General features: G+C 70.8%; 13 protein-coding genes and 1 pseudogene. 8 read left to right on the top strand and 6 right to left on the bottom strand.

The window, feature by feature from the left end; translation table 11 throughout:
* Positions 1 to 13: 13 nt before the first annotated feature.
* Positions 14 to 531: pseudogene (locus FHX46_RS16435) on the bottom strand (SDR family oxidoreductase); the annotation flags it as partial.
* A 407-nt stretch (positions 532 to 938) separates the two neighbouring features.
* On the opposite strand from FHX46_RS16435, the gene FHX46_RS16430 reads away from it, so the two are divergent.
* Both FHX46_RS16430 and FHX46_RS16425 read left to right on the top strand, forming a co-directional pair.
* Positions 939 to 2,531, top strand: coding sequence for a DEAD/DEAH box helicase (locus tag FHX46_RS16430; RefSeq protein WP_167115497.1), 1,593 nt, complete (start codon positions 939 to 941; stop codon positions 2,529 to 2,531).
* A gap of 155 nt (positions 2,532 to 2,686) precedes the next feature.
* Positions 2,687 to 3,229: a hypothetical protein gene (locus FHX46_RS16425; protein ID WP_208400168.1), complete on the top strand. Its 543-nt coding sequence runs from the start codon at positions 2,687 to 2,689 to the stop codon at positions 3,227 to 3,229.
* A 444-nt stretch (positions 3,230 to 3,673) separates the two neighbouring features.
* On the opposite strand, the gene FHX46_RS16420 is transcribed toward FHX46_RS16425, so the two are convergent.
* Positions 3,674 to 4,882 (bottom strand): CaiB/BaiF CoA transferase family protein, encoded by a 1,209-nt coding sequence (locus FHX46_RS16420; RefSeq protein ID WP_208400167.1) that lies wholly within the window; start codon positions 4,880 to 4,882, stop codon positions 3,674 to 3,676.
* 218 nt (positions 4,883 to 5,100) lie between these two features.
* Here FHX46_RS16420 and FHX46_RS16415 point away from each other — a divergent pair, with 218 nt between their 5' ends.
* Positions 5,101 to 6,525, top strand: a complete 1,425-nt coding sequence (locus FHX46_RS16415) for an MmgE/PrpD family protein (RefSeq protein WP_167115494.1) — start codon at positions 5,101 to 5,103, stop codon at positions 6,523 to 6,525.
* Between the two features lie 66 nt (positions 6,526 to 6,591).
* Entirely contained in the window at positions 6,592 to 7,986 is a 1,395-nt protein-coding gene (locus FHX46_RS16410) for an MmgE/PrpD family protein (RefSeq protein ID WP_167115491.1), read from the top strand.
* Between the two features lie 36 nt (positions 7,987 to 8,022).
* On the opposite strand, the gene FHX46_RS16405 is transcribed toward FHX46_RS16410, so the two are convergent.
* Together FHX46_RS16405 and FHX46_RS16400 are read right to left on the bottom strand one after the other, a co-directional pair.
* Positions 8,023 to 9,246 (bottom strand): CoA transferase, encoded by a 1,224-nt coding sequence (locus tag FHX46_RS16405; RefSeq protein ID WP_313886159.1) that lies wholly within the window; start codon positions 9,244 to 9,246, stop codon positions 8,023 to 8,025.
* Between the two features lie 90 nt (positions 9,247 to 9,336).
* A complete protein-coding gene (locus FHX46_RS16400; protein ID WP_313886158.1) occupies positions 9,337 to 10,200 on the bottom strand; it encodes an alpha/beta fold hydrolase in 864 nt (287 codons plus the stop codon).
* Between the two features lie 136 nt (positions 10,201 to 10,336).
* Here FHX46_RS16400 and FHX46_RS16395 point away from each other — a divergent pair, with 136 nt between their 5' ends.
* Complete coding sequence (locus FHX46_RS16395; protein ID WP_167115488.1) at positions 10,337 to 11,203, top strand: helix-turn-helix domain-containing protein; 867 nt, start codon at positions 10,337 to 10,339, stop codon at positions 11,201 to 11,203.
* A gap of 51 nt (positions 11,204 to 11,254) precedes the next feature.
* Here FHX46_RS16395 and FHX46_RS16390 read toward each other — a convergent pair whose 3' ends face one another.
* Positions 11,255 to 11,956, bottom strand: a complete 702-nt coding sequence (locus FHX46_RS16390; protein WP_208400166.1) for a GntR family transcriptional regulator — start codon at positions 11,954 to 11,956, stop codon at positions 11,255 to 11,257.
* Positions 11,957 to 12,194: 238 nt separating this feature from the next.
* Here FHX46_RS16390 and FHX46_RS16385 point away from each other — a divergent pair, with 238 nt between their 5' ends.
* Positions 12,195 to 13,091, top strand: a complete 897-nt coding sequence (locus tag FHX46_RS16385; RefSeq protein WP_167115485.1) for an alpha/beta hydrolase — start codon at positions 12,195 to 12,197, stop codon at positions 13,089 to 13,091.
* 208 nt (positions 13,092 to 13,299) lie between these two features.
* Complete coding sequence (locus FHX46_RS16380; RefSeq protein WP_167115482.1) at positions 13,300 to 13,572, top strand: hypothetical protein; 273 nt, start codon at positions 13,300 to 13,302, stop codon at positions 13,570 to 13,572.
* A 227-nt stretch (positions 13,573 to 13,799) separates the two neighbouring features.
* Here FHX46_RS16380 and FHX46_RS16375 read toward each other — a convergent pair whose 3' ends face one another.
* Positions 13,800 to 15,116, bottom strand: a complete 1,317-nt coding sequence (locus FHX46_RS16375; protein ID WP_167115479.1) for an MFS transporter — start codon at positions 15,114 to 15,116, stop codon at positions 13,800 to 13,802.
* Positions 15,117 to 15,295: 179 nt separating this feature from the next.
* Here FHX46_RS16375 and FHX46_RS16370 point away from each other — a divergent pair, with 179 nt between their 5' ends.
* A complete protein-coding gene (locus FHX46_RS16370) occupies positions 15,296 to 16,570 on the top strand; it encodes a CaiB/BaiF CoA transferase family protein (RefSeq protein ID WP_167115476.1) in 1,275 nt (424 codons plus the stop codon).
* Positions 16,571 to 16,576: the final 6 nt, after the last annotated feature.

Raw genomic sequence — 16,576 nt, 5'->3', positions numbered from 1 at the left:
CCGAGGCGAGCAGCACGTACACCGGGGCGAGCTCGGCCAGCTGGCCGGTGCGGCCCAAGGGCCCCTGGGCACCGAAGCTCTTCACCTGTTCCTCGGGCATGGTCGAGGGAATCAGCGGCGTCCAGATCGGCCCCGGGGCCACGCTGTTCGCCCGGATTCCCTTCGGACCGAGCATCTGGGCCAGCGCCGGGGTCATGTTGGCGATCCCCGCCTTGGTCACGTCACAGGGCCGCGGCTGGGGCGGCGGGTTGTCGGAGATGACCGAGCTGCTGGCGATGATGGAGGAGCGATGGCCGGCGTGTGGTCCCATTCCTCGCCGGGGATGTCTTCGATCCACTCGTGGGTCATCTGGAACGCTGCGTTGCTGACCGGCACGTCGATACGGCCGAACTCGGCCACCGCGGTGGCGATCGCCGACCGGCAGTGCGCGGGTCCGGCCAGGTCGCCGGGCAGCAGCGCAACCTTGCGTCCGGCCTCCTCGACCCACCGCTGGGTCTCCTGCGCGTCCTCGTGCTCGTAGAAGTAGGAGATGAGAACGCGATCGCCACGGCACGGCCGATGCCGCTGTCGGCCCCGGTGATGACGGCCGCTTTCCGCGCCAGCCGCCCGGAGCCGCGGTAGCTGTGCTCCCCGTGGTCGGGCGCGGGATCCATGTCGCCGGTGGTGCCTGGCGGGATATGCTGCTGCGGAGGCTGGGACACGGGAACTCCTGTCGTCGGTTCTTCGCCTCGCCCCGGTCGGTACCCGTTACCACCGCGCTCAGACCGGAAGCCACGGGACCCGCGCGTGCGTCGGGTACACTGATCACGCGGCCCGCTCAGTTCTGCCTCGGGCCGCGTTCCGTTGTCGACTCCCACGCGCCGCGGTCACCAGGTCCGCGCCGGGCAGGACAACCCGCTACTGATGGAGATCCAGGGCGCCCGCGTCCACAACTGCTTATGAGCACACCTACCTTCACCGAACTCGGTCTGTCCACGACCCTCGTCGACGCGCTGGCCGGGCAAGGCGTCACCAGCCCCTTCCCCATTCAGGCCGCCACCCTGCCGCATTCGCTCGCGGGCCGGGACGTCCTGGGTCGCGGCCGCACGGGTTCCGGCAAGACCTACGGTTTCGTGCTGCCTGTGCTGGCCCGGCTCGCCGCCGCCCCGGTGCGGCGCCGACCCGGCCGCCCGCGGGCCCTGATCCTCGCGCCGACCCGCGAGCTGGCCACCCAGATCGCAGGCTCGATCCTGCCGCTGGCCGGGCCGCTCGGCCTCAAGGTCACCACGATCTTCGGCGGCGTCAGCGCCAACCCGCAGATCTCCCGCCTGCGTGAGGGCGTTGACATCGTCGTCGCGTGCCCGGGCCGGCTGGCCGACCACATGCGTTCGGGCGCCATCGGGCTCGACGCCGTCGAGATCACCGTGCTCGACGAGGCCGACCACATGGCTGACCTCGGTTTTCTGCCCGAAGTCCGTCGCATCATGGCGGCCACTCCCGCGCGCGGGCAGCGGCTGCTGTTCTCCGCGACCCTCGACACTGGGGTCGATGTGCTGGTCAAGCGGTTCATGAACAATCCAGTTACGCACAGCGTGGACTCGGCGCGGTCGCCGGTGTCGACCATGACGCACCACGTGCTGCACCTGGAGGAGAGCCACCGGCTGCCGGTGCTGGTCGATCTCACTGCAGCGGCAGGCCGGACGCTGGTGTTCACCCGGACGAAGCACCGTGCGAAGCAGTTGACGCGCAAACTGCTCGCCTCCGGCGTCCCGGCGGTCGAACTGCACGGCAACCTCGGGCAGGGGGCGCGGACGCGCAATCTGGAGGCTTTCTCGTCCGGAGCGGCGAGAACGCTGGTGGCGACCGACATCGCGGCCCGCGGAATTCACGTCGACGACGTCACGCTGGTCATCCACGCGGATCCGCCGGTCGAGCACAAGGCGTACCTGCACCGGTCCGGCCGCACGGCGCGGGCCGGGGCGGCTGGCACGGTGGTCACGCTGATGACCGACGAGCAGGTCGCCGACGTCCGTGACCTGACCCGCAAGGCAGGGATCAAGCCCACCACGACGCGGCTTGGTCCCGGCCATCCGCTGCTGTCCGAGCTGGCGCCGGGTGAGCGGTCGTTCACCACACCGCCGTCGCGGCCGGCCGCGGACACGCGGCCGAAGAAGGTGTCCGCGAAGATTGGCGCGGCGCGGTCGGGTGCCGGGGACCGCTCGTCCGGGCTGGGCCGTGGCGGGTCCGGGAGTGCCCGTGACGCGCGGCGTGGTGCCGCAGCCGGACGCTCGGCGCGGTCCCGGGCCGGTGAAGACCACGATGGTGGCCCGTCCGCTGGTCAGGGCCGCCGCTCGGCCGACCCCGCCGGACCTCGCGAGGGCGCCGGGAAGTTCGGCCAGGCTCGTCGTGGTGCCGCCGAGTCCCATCGACGCCGTTCCGGGGGCGCCACGTCCGGATCCGGTCGCGACTCCTCCGGTGGCGCTCCTGCCCGAACCGGCGGTGTCGCCGCCTTCTCGGCCGGTGTACGCGCTGGTTCCCGCCGCTCGCGCTGACCCTTGCCGGCCGGGGCTTCCGGGCGACTATCCGCTCACCCGCGAGCTGTCCGCGCACAACGGCGGGAGCAGCGTGAGCTGGACGAACGGCGTCGCGCCTTGTTCACCAGCGTGCTCGCCATCGCGAATCGCGCCGTACCCGTGACCGTGCCGGCTTGGCGATCGGCACGGTCGGCTTTGACGGCGACGGCGACGGCGGCTCAACCAACGACGCCGTCGGCGCCGCCGCTGGTGTTCAGGCCACGCTGGACCTCCCCGTCGAGATCTGGCGCGACGCGATCTACGCCAAGATCGTCACCAAGGTCGGTGAACGCGCCTACTGGGAGAACTGGGCGAAGGACGTCGCGGTCATCGCAGAGCGGCACGTCGCCCGCATCACCGCGCTCGTGGACGACCCGGCCTCGGGAAAGCGGGCAGCGTTCGCGAAGTTCCTCGACGAGTTGCGCCCCAACATCAACCCCGGCGTCAGCAAAGCGGACGCCATCGACATGCTCGCCCAGCACCTGATCACCAAACCCGTGTTCGACGCCCTGTTCCTCATACGACTTCTCGACCAAGAACCCGGTCTTGGTGAGGTCACTGGTTCGATGCCAGTGCTGCCCACCGCCCATTTCAGCTGTTCAGACGGCCTGTCGACGACCATCGTCGGCGGGCCGTCGGCAGTTGCGAGGAGCAGATGGGAGTGCACGGCGTCCTGAGCACCTTCGCGAATCCGAAGAGGTCCGCCGCATCCTCCTCCTGCCCTGGGGTTTCGTCCCAACTCCAGCTTCCGTGCTGCTCCCAGCGTCGGTGCAGCGCGGCCAGCGCTCTCGTTGCCAGCCAGGGCGGGTAACCAGACGCGTCGGTGGAAGTTGGACCGGCGGCGGCGTCGTTGGCTCCGGTGAACACGAACCGTGGGGCTGCGTTCCCGGCCTGCGCAGGCCGATCCAGGAGGTACAGCCAGTGCCACAGCGGCGGCAACCCCTCGCGCAACTGCGTCCCGGCACCCCCCCCGGGCCGGGTCGCCGCCGGATGTGTCAGATGGTGGACCGTCCGGTGATCTTGCGCGCCCAGGCGATCCTGGCCCGGGCGTAGCCGCGGCCCGAGCTGGAGGCGGGTGCCGCGCAGGGCGGGCGAGTATCGAGGAAGCTCTCCGCCCCGCCTCAGGATTCCACGTACAGCACGCCGGCCGCGACGAGCTCGTCGAGCTCGGCGTCGTCACAGATCTCGGACGCGACCTCGCGGCTGTGCTGCCCGACGCGGGGGGCGTCGCCACCGCGCTCGGGGCGGGACCCCTCGAACCGCCAGGGTGGCCGGACCAGCGATACCCCGTTCCGCTCCGGCTCGATCAGATCGAGCCATTTCACCTGCGGGTGCTCGATGTAGCCGGACATGGTCAGCACCGGCGCGAACGGGACGTCGAACTCGGCGAGCCGCTTCTCCCACTCGTCCTTCGGTTTCGTGGCGAACTCGGCCTCCACGATCTTCACCAGCTCGAAGTAGTTCCGCTCGCGGTGGCGGAACTCGGCGAACCGCGGGTCCTCGGGGAGGTCCGGCCGGCTCATCGCGGCGCACAGCGACCGCCAGAACTTCTGCGACGACGACAGGTGGAGCGCGAGGAACTCGCCCGAGGCGGTCTGGACGCAGAAGTTCTGGGCCTGCGGATGCCTGCTCTGCCGGTCCGGGTCGGTCCCGGTCTCGAAGTACTGCGTGATGGCGTCGGTGGTCAGCGTGCTGACCGCCTCCATGATCGAGGTCTCGACGTGTTGTCCGGCGCCCGACGAAGCGCGACCGACCAGGGCGGCGAGCACGCCCGTCGCGGTGGCGAGACCGGTGACGAGGTCGGCGCAGAGCCCACCCGCGAGCTGGTAGTTCCCGGCATCGCTGAACAGGGAGTAGAGGCCCCCGAAGGCGTGGCCGATCGTGTCGTAGGCCGGGCGCGAGGCGAGCGGCCCGCCGCTGCCGAACCCGGTCACCGATCCGTAGACCAGGTCCGGCCGCAGGGCACGGCAGTCATCCGGCCCGAGCCCGAGCGCGGCCAGCTTGCCGGGCCGCATGTTTTCCAGGACCACGTCGAACCGCGGGATCAGCTTCTTCACCAGCGCCACACCTTCTGGGCGCTTCAGGTCGACGGCCAGGCTGCGCTTGCCCGCGTTCACCTGGATGAAGTACACGCTGCGGTTGTTGTCCCGGCGCCGGAAGTCCTCGCCGTCTCCCGGTTTCTCGACCTTGACGACCTCGGCTCCGAGCGCGCACAGGAGTGAGGTGCCGTAGGGAAGGGAGATGTACCCGCCGATCTCCAGGATCCTGATGCCCGTGAGCGGCTTGTGCTGCATGGTGGACCTCGCTCCGCTGAGAAGTTCGACGCTCATCAGCAATACTAAGTAAAATATATTTCAACGACAAGAGCGGCCGACGCCACGGTGTGCGTCGCGGATCCCCGGCGAGTCCCGCTGGGGGCGTTGTCGTCGCCGTGAGTCACCGGTGGCGGAGTGGTTCCGGCTCGCGGATCCGCCGACGGCCACCATCCCTTGACAGTTACCGCGGGTTGGGTTTACATAAAATATATTAATATGAGAACGGAGAAGCGATGTCCCAGTCCCTCGTCGAGCGCCTGGCCGAGTTCAGCAGCCGAAGTGGGTTCGCGGCCTTGCCGGACGACGTGGTCGAGGAGTGCAAGCGGATCCTGCTGGACTCGCTCGGATGCGCGCTGGCCGCGGTGGCCGAACCCGGTGCGCGCAAGGCTGTGGAGTTCGCGTCGCTGCTCGGCGGCGCGAGCGGCGACGCAACGTTGATCGGTGCCTCCGGCAAGGTCTCGATCTTCGGTGCCGCGTTCGCCAACGCCGACCTCGTCAACGCCCTCGACATGGACGCCGTCGTCCCGCCGGGCCACGTCACCCCGTACGTGGTGCCCGGTGCCCTGGCCGTGGCCGAAGCGGGCCACAAGCCGGGGAAGGACCTGATCGCGGCACTGGCCGTGGCGCACGAGATGTCGTACCGGATTGGCAAGGCGACCGACTACCTGCGCGACATCAAGGACGGCGAGGTGACGATCCCGCCGGTCTACGGGTACAGCAGCACCGTGTTCGGCGCGACCGCCGCGGTCGCGATGGTGCAGGGACTGTCCGAGGAGACGCTGGGGCACGCACTGGGCATCGCGGCCAGTATCGCCCCGGTCAACGCCATGCGGGCGTGGATGATGCACACGCCGAGCACGACGATCAAGTACATGCTCGCGGGGACCCTTCCGCAGACGGCGTTGACCGCCGCGCACCTGGCCGAGTTCGGGCACCGAGGTGACCTGCGGATCCTCGATGACGCGGAGTTCGGCTGGCCGCGCTTCATCGGCACCACCCGCTGGGAACCCGAGCGGATCACGGCAGGTCTGGGCAGCGACTGGAAGTTCGTCACCGAACAGGCCTACAAACCGTACCCCCACTGCCGGATCCTGCACGCCCCGCTCGACGCGCTGCGCGAGATCGTCGAGACCCACGACCTCGCGCCGGAGGAGATCGACTCCATCAAGACGTGGGGGGAGCCGTTCGTGCAGCAGCCGGTGTGGCTCAACCGCACGATCGCCGAACCCCGGGACGCCGAGTTCAGCATCGCGCACGGGCTCGCGGTGGGGGCGCACCGGGTACCGCCGGGCAGGGACTGGCTGGACCCGGAACTGGTGCACAGCCGGTCGGTCCTCGAACTGATGGAGAAGGTGTCCTACGAGCCGCACGCGGACTACGTCTCGGCGATCAGCGGCCACCCCGCGGCGCGCCCGTCCCGGGTCGAGGTCACCGCGCGCGGGCAGACGTTCGTCGGAGAGCGCAGCTACCCCAAGGGCGTGCCGTCACCCGACCCCGCCACGCGGATGACGACCGAGGACCTGGTCGCCAAGTTCCGGCACAACGCCGGCGGTGTCCTGCCCGAATCGAACGTGGCGGCCGTGGTCGACGCGGTCCTCGGACTGGAGGCGGTGGCGGACGTCAGCACGCTCATGGACTGCGTGCGCCCGCCCCGGTAGCTCATTCACACATCGGTACGTCACGGCACCAGCGCATGGTGCGCTGCGAAGGAAAGTGAGAAGCTCATGCCGGAAACCCCGCCGCTCGAAGCAGCCGTGGTGCACCTGGTCGACGAGCTGCGCTACGAAACGCTCCCGGCCGAAGCGGTCCGCGGCGCGCGGCGGCTCCTGCAGGACCAGCTGGCCGTTCAGGTGGGTTGCGCCGCGCTGCCCTGGAGCCAGACGGTCCTGCGGCTCACGCGTGCGTCGCACGCGCCCGGGTCGGCCCGGGTGACCGTCGCCGGTGACCGGATGAGCGCCGCCGACGCGGCGTTCGTCAACGCCTCGTTCGGTCACGGCTTCGAGTACGACGACGCCCACCGCGCGAGCTCGAGCCACCCCGGCAGCTGCGTGGTGCCCACCGCGCTGGCCGTGGGGGAGGAGATCGGCGCGACGATGCGCGAGGTGCTGCTGGGCATCGTCGCCGGGTACGAGGTCTACACCCGGCTCGGTGTGCTCGCCGCGCCGGACCTGCTGGAGCGCGGGTTCCACCCGCACGCGGTGCTCTCCGCGTTCGGTGCCGCCGCCGTGGTCGCGAAGATGCGCGGCTTCGACCGCGATCGGATCCTCCACGCGTTGTCGATCGCGATGAGCCACTGCGCCGGAACCACCGAGTACACCTCGTCCGGGGGGTCCGTGAAGCGGGTGCACGCCGGCATCGGTACCCGCAACGGCATCCGCTCGGCGGAGATGGCCGAGGCGGGCATCACCGGTCCCGCGGAGTTCCTCAGCGGTGGCAAGGGCTTCTACCGCACTTTTGCCGGGCGTTCGGCGGGAGAGGATGCCGCCGCCGCGTTTTCCCCGGACCGGCCGTTCGAGATCACCCGCATCTGGATCAAGCCGTACTGCTGCTGCGGCATCAACCACGCCTACATCGACGGCGCGCGCCGGCTGGCGGACCGCGCCGCGGAGATCGACACCGTCGAACTGGGGATCCAGACCGGCGGGAACATCATCGTCGGCGACCGGAACGCGCACGCGTACGCCCCGCAGACCATCGAAAACCTGCAGTACAGCCTGCCGTTCCAGTTCGCCCTCGCGGTGCTCGGCCGGGGCAACGGCTTCACCACCCACCACGACTTCCTGGCGGGACGGCTCGGCCTGTCCGACGGCAGCGAGGTGGACAAGCTCGCCCGGCGCGTCCACATCACCCCGCGGCCGGACCTCGATGCGGCCCACCGCGGTAAGTGGGTCGCCGACATCACCGTCACCTACACCGACCGCACCCGGGAGAACCTGTTCGTCGACAGCCCGCTCGGCACGGCCGAGAACCCGATGTCGCAGCACGACCTCGACGCCAAGTTCCGGGATCTCACGCTGTCGGCCCTGGGCGCTGAGCGCAGCGAGGCGCTGCTGCGGGCCATCGTCGAGGACGATCCGGCGATGCCCGCGGCGACGCTGGCCGCACTGTTGATCGCCTGACCCGCCCGGCCCGGCCCGTGCTCGCGCCGGGCCGGCTCAGGCGCCGCGCGGTTCGATGACGCCTTCGCGGACGAGCCGGTCGAGGTCGCGCTCGCCCAGCCCGATCTCCTCGCGCAGCAGCTCGTGGGTGTGCTCGCCGACCGCGGGCGCGGGCACCGCCGGCGCCCGGCCGCCCCCGACGACCAGCGGCGATCCCGGAGCGAGATGGCGCCCCACGCCCGGCTGGTCCAGCTCGTTGAACAGGGGGTTGTCGCGCAGGAGGCCGGACTCGGCGAGTTCGGTGAACCTTCGGAACCGCGACCACACGACGCGGGTCTCGCTCAAGGCGGCTGCCACCTCCGCGTAGGGGCGCGTCGCGAACCAGTCGCCCAGCACCGCCGCCAGGAGGTGCCGATGGCGGTACCGGTCGCCCTCGTCGTCGAAATCGGCCGACCGGGCGGTCTCGATCGCCTTGATCACCTCGGCCGATTCGGTCATGGCGACCAGGTCGCGCCAGTGCCGTGGGGTGAGCGCGACGACCATGACCCGGATGCCGTCCGCGGTGACGAAGTCCTTGCCGAAGGTGCCGTACACGAAGTTGCCGTCCGGCTCGCGTGCTTCGCCGGTGATCTGGGCCTGGGCGAGGTAGCCCAGGTTGCCCGTGACGCCGAGGGCCACGTCCTCCAGCGCGACGCGCACGTTCTGCGGCCGGCCGGTCCGCGCGTGTTCGCGGACCGCGCTGAGCAGGCCGACCGCCAGGTACAGCCCGGCCGCGACGTCCCAGGCGGGCAGCAGGTGGTTCACCGGCGAGTCGCCGCCCGCGGGGCCGGTGGCCAGCGGGAACCCGCACTCGGCGTTGACGGTGTAGTCGACGGCCGGACCACCGTCCTGGCGTCCGGTGAGCAGGACGTGGATGAGGTCGGGACGTCGCGCGCGCAGGTCCGCCGGTGGCACGACCCGTTCGGAGTTCGTGAGCACGATTCCGCGTTCGGCCGCCAGGCGGGCGACGAGATCCTTGCCGGCCGGTGCGGACAGGTTCACCGCGATCGCCCGCTTGCCCTTGTTCAGGCCGGTCCAGTAGAGGCTCGTGCCGGTCGGCGCCAACGGCAGCCGGGTCCGGTCGGCCGCGCCGCCGAGCGGCTCCACCCGGATCACGTCGGCGCCCAGCTGGGCGAGCGTCATTCCGCACAGGGGCGTCGCCACGTAGCTCGACAGTTCCACTATCCGCAGTCCGGCGAGCGGGGCGGGGTTCGGGGTGCTGCTCGGGTTCGCTGCGCTCACTGCGGTGACCTCGTGTTCGGGTGCAGGACTGATGATGCCGTCCTGTCAGATTGTATATTATGTATACTAAACGCGGAAAGTCTGAGCGGTCTACGGCACACGCCCGGCGAGGAATTCGCACAGGCGCTCGGTGAAGACGTCGTTGTCGTCGCCCGCGATCATGTGTCCCGCGGCGACCTCGACGAGTTCGGCCGAGGGGATCAGCTCGAGCAGTTCGGCCGCCGCGGCCCGGGGCACCATGTCCGAGTGCCGGCCCCGGACGAGGAGGGTGGGGATGGTGACGTGCCGGGCGGCCCGCGTCAGGCGCGTTTCGTCGGAGTTGCGGGCGTCCGCGGCGAAGGCGAGGAACCCGGGATCCCAGTGCCAGTACCAGCGACCGTCCGCCCGCCGGCGGAGGTTCTTCCGGAGGCCGTCGAGATTGCGGCGGGTGCCCGGTCGCGGCCGGTACGCGTCGACCGCGGCCGCGGCCTCGTCGAGCGAGCCGAAACCGTTCGGCGCGCTCTCCAGGAACCTGCGCACTCGTGCCTGGCCGGTCCGGTCGACCCGGTGGGTGATGTCCACCAGCACCAGGCCGGCGAGCAACCCGGGGCTTTCGCCCTCGGCCGCCAGCGCGGTCCGGCCGCCCAGCGAGGCGCCGACGACCACCGGAGGCGCGCCCAGCTGGTCCACCACGGCGTGCAGATCGGCGACGAAATCGTCCAGCCGGTACGCGCCGGCGGGGGACCATTCGCTGTCGCCGTGGCCGCGCGCGTCCATGCCGAGGGCCGGCCAGCCCTCGGCGGCGAGTCGCTCCGCCGTCCGGCTCCAGGACCGCCGGGTCTGTCCGCCGCCGGGCAGCAGGAGCACCGTCCGCCGCTCGGCTCCCGACGGGGCCCAGCGATCGGCGGCCAGCGTGACGCCCTGGTGCCCGGCGAACCGCACGTGCTCGCGTCGAACGGTTTCCCCTGGTGTCACCGCTGCCTCCCGCTGTCGACTTCACTCGGATGATACCAAAAATATTAAGTATTCCCGGGTCTGTTGAGTGGGACAGTCGAACGGGGGAGAGGTTCTTCCCTCCCGTGGCGCCTTCGCATCCGCCACACTGGACGACATGCCACGGAATCCTCGGGCGAGCCAGCTGGGCGAGTTCCTCAAAGCGCGCCGTGCGGACCTGACGCCGCGGGCGGTGGGGCTGCCCGCCGGCGGCAACCGCCGGGTGCGGGGACTGCGCCGTGAGGAGGTTGCACACCTGGCGTCGATCAGCGTCGACTACTACAGCCGGCTCGAGCAGGGCCGGATCCAGGCGTCGGTGCCGGTGCTGGACGCCCTCGGGCGCGTACTGCAGCTGGGCGACGACGAGCGCGCCTACATGTTCGAACTCGCGGGAAAGGATGCGGCCCGGCCGCGCCGCCGCAGTGCGCAGAAGGTGGAGCCCCAGCTGCGGCGCCTGCTCGAGGACCTGCCCACCACGCCGGCGGTGGTCCTCGGGCGCCGCATGGACATCCTGGCCTGGAACCCGATGGCGGCCGCCCTGGTCATGGACTTCTCGAGCATCCCCGCGAAACGGCGCAACTACCTGCGTCTGGTGTTCACCGAACCGTCCCTGCGCGCGCTGTACCCGCGGTGGGAGGACGTCGCGTCCATGTGCGTCGCGCAGGTGCGGATGGAGGCCGCGCGGCATCCGAACGACCCGCAGCTCGCCGAGCTCGTCGGTGAACTCGCGGTGCGGGACGAACAGTTCCGCCGGTGGTGGGCCGGGCACCACGTGGCCACGCGGACCGTGGGCACGAAGCTCATGCGGCACCCGGTGGCCGGTGAACTCACCCTGGATTGGGACACGCTGACCTGCACGACCGACCCCGACCAGCAACTCGTCGTCTGGACGGCCGAACCCGGCACCCCGTCACACGACGGCTTGCGGATCCTGGCGTCCTGGGCCGCGGACGCGCGGCACCTCACGGCCGGGCTGCCGGAGTGACCCATCGGCACGGCCGGGGGCGCCCGGCCGGGTGCTGTACCCGTGGCCGGATCAGGCGCTGGAGGTCTCGGCCCACACCCCGCGCTTGCGCAGCATCTCGACCAGGTGTTCGCCGCTGTCGAGGATGTGCTCGGCCATCAGCGACTGCGCTTTCCGCGCGGCGCGCTTGCGAATGGCCTCGAGGATGAGCGGATGGGCCTCCTGGCTACCCGTCACGGTGCCTTCGATCTCGGCGTAGAAGCGGTTCGGCAGGTGCTTGACCACGGAGTTCAGCAACCTGGCCAGGCGGTGCGAGTCGGCCGCGAGGTTGATCTCCCGGTGGAACTGGTGACCGATTTCGGCCACCCGGTCCTCGCGTCCGTCGGCGATCGCCTTCATGAACTCGTCGACGTTGGCCTCCAAACGCGCCAGCCCGTCCGCGGTGATCGTGCGAGCGGCGCGGGCGGTCAGCTCGCCGGCGAGCTGCGCCTGCGTCCAGAACAGGTCCCGCACGTCCTGTTCGCTGAACGGCGCGACCACGAACCCGCGGCGCGGGACCAGTTCGACGAACCCCTCGCTGCGCAGTGACAGCAGACCCTCCCGCACCGGGGTGTTGCTCACTCCGACGGCTTCCGCGATGGGCTCGAGCCGGAGGAACTCGCCCGGCCGCACCTCGCCCGAGATGATCAGCTCCCGCACGTACGAAGCCACTTCCTCGGGCAGTTGCTGCCTGGCCGCCCCTCGTCCGCGCATCGGCATCACGTTCTCCGTCATCGTCACTCCCGTCCGGCGACCGGCATCCGCACCTCGTCGATGGTAACGCACCTGCAATACATCATACTCAATACGCGATGTTGTCCGCGCCTCCTGCCGTGGAGGGGGGACGGTTCTCTCCTGGGATGACGTTGGTCCTTCTCCCGTGCAGCCGGATCCGGGACCGTTGGAATCACGGGTGCTGCGAAGCGGCACCCGCACGAGATCCCAGACCCGTCACCCGGAGGTGACTTCAGCCATGAAGACCGATGTGCGTTTTCCCAGCAACGGCCTGATGGTGGCCGGGCACGTCTACACGCCTGACACCGCGACGCCGGAGCGGCGGCCGGCCGTCGTGGTCGGTCACCCGACCACGGGGGTCAAGGAACAGGCCGCCGGGCTCTACGCCCGCCGGCTGGCCGAGCACGGCTTCGTGACCCTGGCGTTCGACGCGGCTTACCAGGGGGAGAGCGAGGGGGAGCCGCATGGCCTGGAAGACCCCATCCAGCGCGCGGACGACTTCCGCAACGCGGTGTCGTACCTGACCACCCGGGACGACGTCGACCCGGCGCGGATCGGCATTCTGGGCATCTGCGGGTCGGGTGGTTACGTGGTGTACAGCGCCCAGACCGACCGCCGCATGAAGGCGGTGGCCACGGTCAGCGCCGCCGACGTGCCGGCCTGGCTCACGGGCGGGGACGACAAGGCCTTCGACCAGCTGCTGGACGCGGCCGCGGAGGCCCGGAACGTGGAGGCCGCCGGTGGCGAGGCGCCGACGATCTCGCTGCTGCCCGAGGCTGCCGATGAGTCGACGCCGGAGGCGATCGCCGAGTTCGTCGACTACTACAAGACCCCTCGTGCCCAGCACCCACGGGCCACGAACACGATCGCGGTCCGCAGCGCCGACAAGCTGGCGCAGTTCACGGCGTACCGCGATGTGGACAAGATCGCGCCGCGCCCGCTGCTGATGATCGCCGGCACCAGGGCGATGACGTTGCCGGTCAGTGAGGACGCGGTGTCGCGGGCAGGTGACAACGCGGAGCTCGTCCAGATCGAGGGCGCCAGCCACGTCGATCTGTACGACAAGGAACCGTACGTCACCCAGGCCGTCGAGAAGCTGGCCGAGTTCTTCACGAAGAACTTGAGCAAGGGCTGAGCGCGGGTCGCGAACCGCTGCCGTGATCACGGCGACCGGGGCGACTGCGCCGCGGTCGCCGTGAACCACGCCGGGCCGGGCCGGCAAGCGTCCGCGCCCCCGGGACAGTGCGATGTCGGCCACGGGTGCCGGGCCAGGGTTGACCCCCATCGTCATCTGTATAAAATATACAAAATGCTTCTGTGCGGCGATCGAAGCGGAGGCGAGCATGAGCCCGGGAACACGCCAGGACGAGGCCCTGAGCCGCCGGGCGCTCGCCATGCTGCGAGCGGCCGCCACCGGCCGGGCCGAGATGGTCCTGAGCAGTGAACCCGACATGTTCTTCGACGGGCTGCCGTGCTGCGATCAGTACACCGCGCACCTGCTGGCCCGTCGCGGCCTGGTGGCACCGGCGCACCCAGGACGTGTCGGGCAGCGGGTCCGCGCCCTCGTGACTTCGGCGGGCATCGCTGCGCTGGAGTCCGTGCGCGATGCCGCTTGACGCCGGTCTCCGATCGTCGGGCACCGGTTCGGCACCCTCATCAGGCAGCGTCGCCGTCAGCATCCGGTGGAGCAGGAGCGAACCCGAGTCGCTCCTCGAGACCCAGCTGTGCCGCCAGTGCCCCGACCGGAAAGTGTGTCGTTGTAGCCGAGCTGATCAGCTGGGCGGCTGTCGCGGGAGTGCTGCGGCACCCACCGGGCCGTCGCCGGGTGGGTGCCGCCGCCGGACTACTTCAGGGCCACCTTCTCGGCCGGCTGGTCCATCTCGGCGTGCCGGGTCTCGCGCAGGGCGAGGGTGCATCCCAGGCTGATCAGGCAGAGCACGGCGAGGAACAGGCCGAATGCCCATCCCCCGAAGGACGCCGTGATGGCGGCCGCGACGAGCGGGGGCACCGCGCCGCCGAGGACGCCGGCCACGTTGTAGGTGAAGCCGGTCGCGCTGTAGCGGTACCGCGTGCGGAAGAGCTCCGGCATGAACGCGCCCACCGGGCCGTAGGCGAACCCGGCGATGAAGGTGGTCACGCAGGAACCCAGGGCGAACGTGACCGCCGAAGCGTTGTCCAGGATGGGGAACAGCACCAGGGCCCACACCAGCGCGACGGCGTTCCCGGCCAGGATGATGCGCCGTCGGCCGACCCGGTCCGAGATCGCCGCGCCCAGCACGATCGCGATCCCGAACACCGCGCCGGAAACGATGCCGATCGACAGGACCGTGGGGCGGCTCAGCTTCAGCACGGCGGTGCCGTAGTTGATGAGGTACCCGACGGCCAGGTAGTAGAACGCGAACACCATCACCAGGACGCCCGACGCGAAGACGATCTCGCGGGGCTGGCTCTTGAGGGCCTCCACGAACGGGGCGCCGGAGGTGCCGCCCCGCGCGACCTCGCCCTTGAACACCGGCGTCTCGTCCACCGCGAGCCGGACGAACAGCCCGACCGCCACCAGGATGAAACTCGCCAGGAACGGGATGCGCCAGCCGTAACTGGCGAACGCGTGCTCGCTCATGGTCGCCCCGGTCACCAGGAACGTCGCGCTCGCCAGCACGAAACCGATCGAGCCGCCCAGTGAGCCGAACATCGACCAGAAGCCGCGCCGCGACCGCGGAGCGCTCTCCGCCGCCATCAGCGTCGCGCCCGTCCACTCGCCGCCGAGGGCGAGTCCCTGCAGGACCCGCAGCGCCACGACGAGGATCGGGGCCGCCACCCCGACCTGGTTCGCGGTCGGCATCAGCCCGACCAGCGCGGTCGCCACTCCCATGATGAGCAACGTGGTGACCAGGGTCCGCTTGCGGCCGAGCCGGTCGCCGAAGTGTCCGAAGAGGATCGACCCGAGCGGGCGGGCCACGAACGCGACGCCGAGCGTGGCGAACGAGGCGACGGTGCCGGCCGCCGAGCCCAGGGCGGGGAAGAACACCTTGGGGAAGACCAGGGCGGCCGCGGTCGCGAAGACGAAGAAGTCGTAGTACTCGATGACCGTGCCGGTACCGCTGGCGATCGCGATACGCCGCATCGTCCGGGCCGGCACGCTACCTTCGGTGGCCGTCATTGGACACCTCTCACGGTGTTGGGGGTGGGGGAGCGGGCGGAGCCGCCCGACAGGAGGAACGATCGTGCATGAAATTTCATATGTCAAGACAGGAAGCCCTGGTAAAGCGGTTGACAATATTATATTTCATGCACGAGCATGGCGCTTTGACGCAGGACGACACCGCGAGGGAGCAGACGATGACGCCCCAACCGCACACCCGTCGCGAGGACGGCACCGGTGGTGAGGACGCTCCGGTGGGCGGGCCGCGCGCCGGTGGTGAGGGCAGCCTGGTGGGTGGGCTGCACACCGGTGGTGGGGACGCCCCGGTCGGCGGCCCCCTGTCCGGGGTGCGCGTCGTCGCGCTTGCCGGGATGGGGCCGACGCCGTTCGCGAGCATGCTCCTGGCGGACATGGGCGCGGAGGTCGTGCGGGTCACGCGTCCGCCGAACCGGCGCGCCCGCGCCCTCGGCCAGACCGACGGGCTGCGCCCCGAGCACGACCTCGCCAACCGGGGTGTCGGGGCGGTCGCGGCGGATCTGAAGAGTGCTGAGGGTGTCGAGGACGTGCTGCGCCTGGCCGGCGCCGCGGACGTGTTCATCGAGGGTTTCCGGCCCGGGGTGGCCGAACGCCTCGGGCTCGGACCGGAGGTGCTGCTGCGGCGCAATCCGGCGATCGTCTACGCGCGTCTGACCGGCTACGGCCAGACCGGACCGCTCGCGCGCGAGGCGGGTCACGACATCAACTACGTGGCGCAGACCGGTGCGCTGTACGCGATGGCGCGGGCCGGCGAGGCTCCGCGGCCGCCGATCAACCTGCTCGGCGACTACGCGGGCGGGGCGCTGGTCGCGGCGTTCGGCATCGTGTGCGCGGTGCTGGAGGCGCGGTCCTCGGGGCGTGGCCAGGTGGTCGACGCCGCGATGGTCGACGGGGTGGCGCTGCTGACCGCGAAGATCCAGGGTCTGCGGGCGGCCGGACGCTACAGCGACGACCCGGGCACCAACTACCTGGACTCGGGCGCGCCGTTCTACGACACCTACCGGTGCGCGGACGGGCGCTACCTGGCGGTCGGAGCTCTCGAACCCGACTTCTACCGGGAGTTCGTGGCCCGGCTCGGCGTCGGCACGGCGGACTGGCCCGCCCAGGACGACCGGGACGCCTGGCCCCGGTTGCGGGAGCTGATCGCCGCCGCCCTGGCGCGGAAGTCCCGCGACGAATGGGCGGAGATCTACGCGGGCACCGACGCGTGCGTGACCCCGGTGCTGACCTTCGACGAGGCGGCGGACCACCCGCACAACGCCGGGCGCGGGGTGTTCGCCCGGGTCGGCGACGTGCTGCACCCGCGCCCGGCGCCCCGGTTCAGCCGGACACCGGCCCGCGAGCCCCAGGCGCCGTCGGCGGACGAGCTGGACCTGCGCAAGCTGGTCCACGAGTGGTCGACCGCGGCGCGCGGGCTGGGGGACCGCTCGGCCTGACCGCGG

Source organism: Amycolatopsis viridis, from assembly GCF_011758765.1.
Classification (GTDB): Bacteria; Actinomycetota; Actinomycetes; order Mycobacteriales; family Pseudonocardiaceae; genus Amycolatopsis_E; species Amycolatopsis_E viridis.
Note: the sequence above shows the minus strand (reverse complement) of the source record. Positions and strands in the feature narration are given on the sequence as shown.

Bases quoted from the DNA above. Each gene is read 5' to 3' on its own strand.
- FHX46_RS16430 (WP_167115497.1), top strand. From the start codon at position 939: ATGAGCACACCTACCTTCACCGAACTCGGTCTGTCCACGACCCTCGTC.
- FHX46_RS16420 (WP_208400167.1), bottom strand. From the start codon at position 4,882: ATGAGCGTCGAACTTCTCAGCGGAGCGAGGTCCACCATGCAGCACAAG.
- FHX46_RS16415 (WP_167115494.1), top strand. From the start codon at position 5,101: ATGTCCCAGTCCCTCGTCGAGCGCCTGGCCGAGTTCAGCAGCCGAAGT.
- FHX46_RS16410 (WP_167115491.1), top strand. From the start codon at position 6,592: ATGCCGGAAACCCCGCCGCTCGAAGCAGCCGTGGTGCACCTGGTCGAC.
- FHX46_RS16395 (WP_167115488.1), top strand. From the start codon at position 10,337: ATGCCACGGAATCCTCGGGCGAGCCAGCTGGGCGAGTTCCTCAAAGCG.
- FHX46_RS16390 (WP_208400166.1), bottom strand. From the start codon at position 11,956: ATGACGGAGAACGTGATGCCGATGCGCGGACGAGGGGCGGCCAGGCAG.
- FHX46_RS16385 (WP_167115485.1), top strand. From the start codon at position 12,195: ATGAAGACCGATGTGCGTTTTCCCAGCAACGGCCTGATGGTGGCCGGG.
- FHX46_RS16380 (WP_167115482.1), top strand. From the start codon at position 13,300: ATGAGCCCGGGAACACGCCAGGACGAGGCCCTGAGCCGCCGGGCGCTC.
- FHX46_RS16375 (WP_167115479.1), bottom strand. From the start codon at position 15,116: ATGACGGCCACCGAAGGTAGCGTGCCGGCCCGGACGATGCGGCGTATC.
- FHX46_RS16370 (WP_167115476.1), top strand. From the start codon at position 15,296: ATGACGCCCCAACCGCACACCCGTCGCGAGGACGGCACCGGTGGTGAG.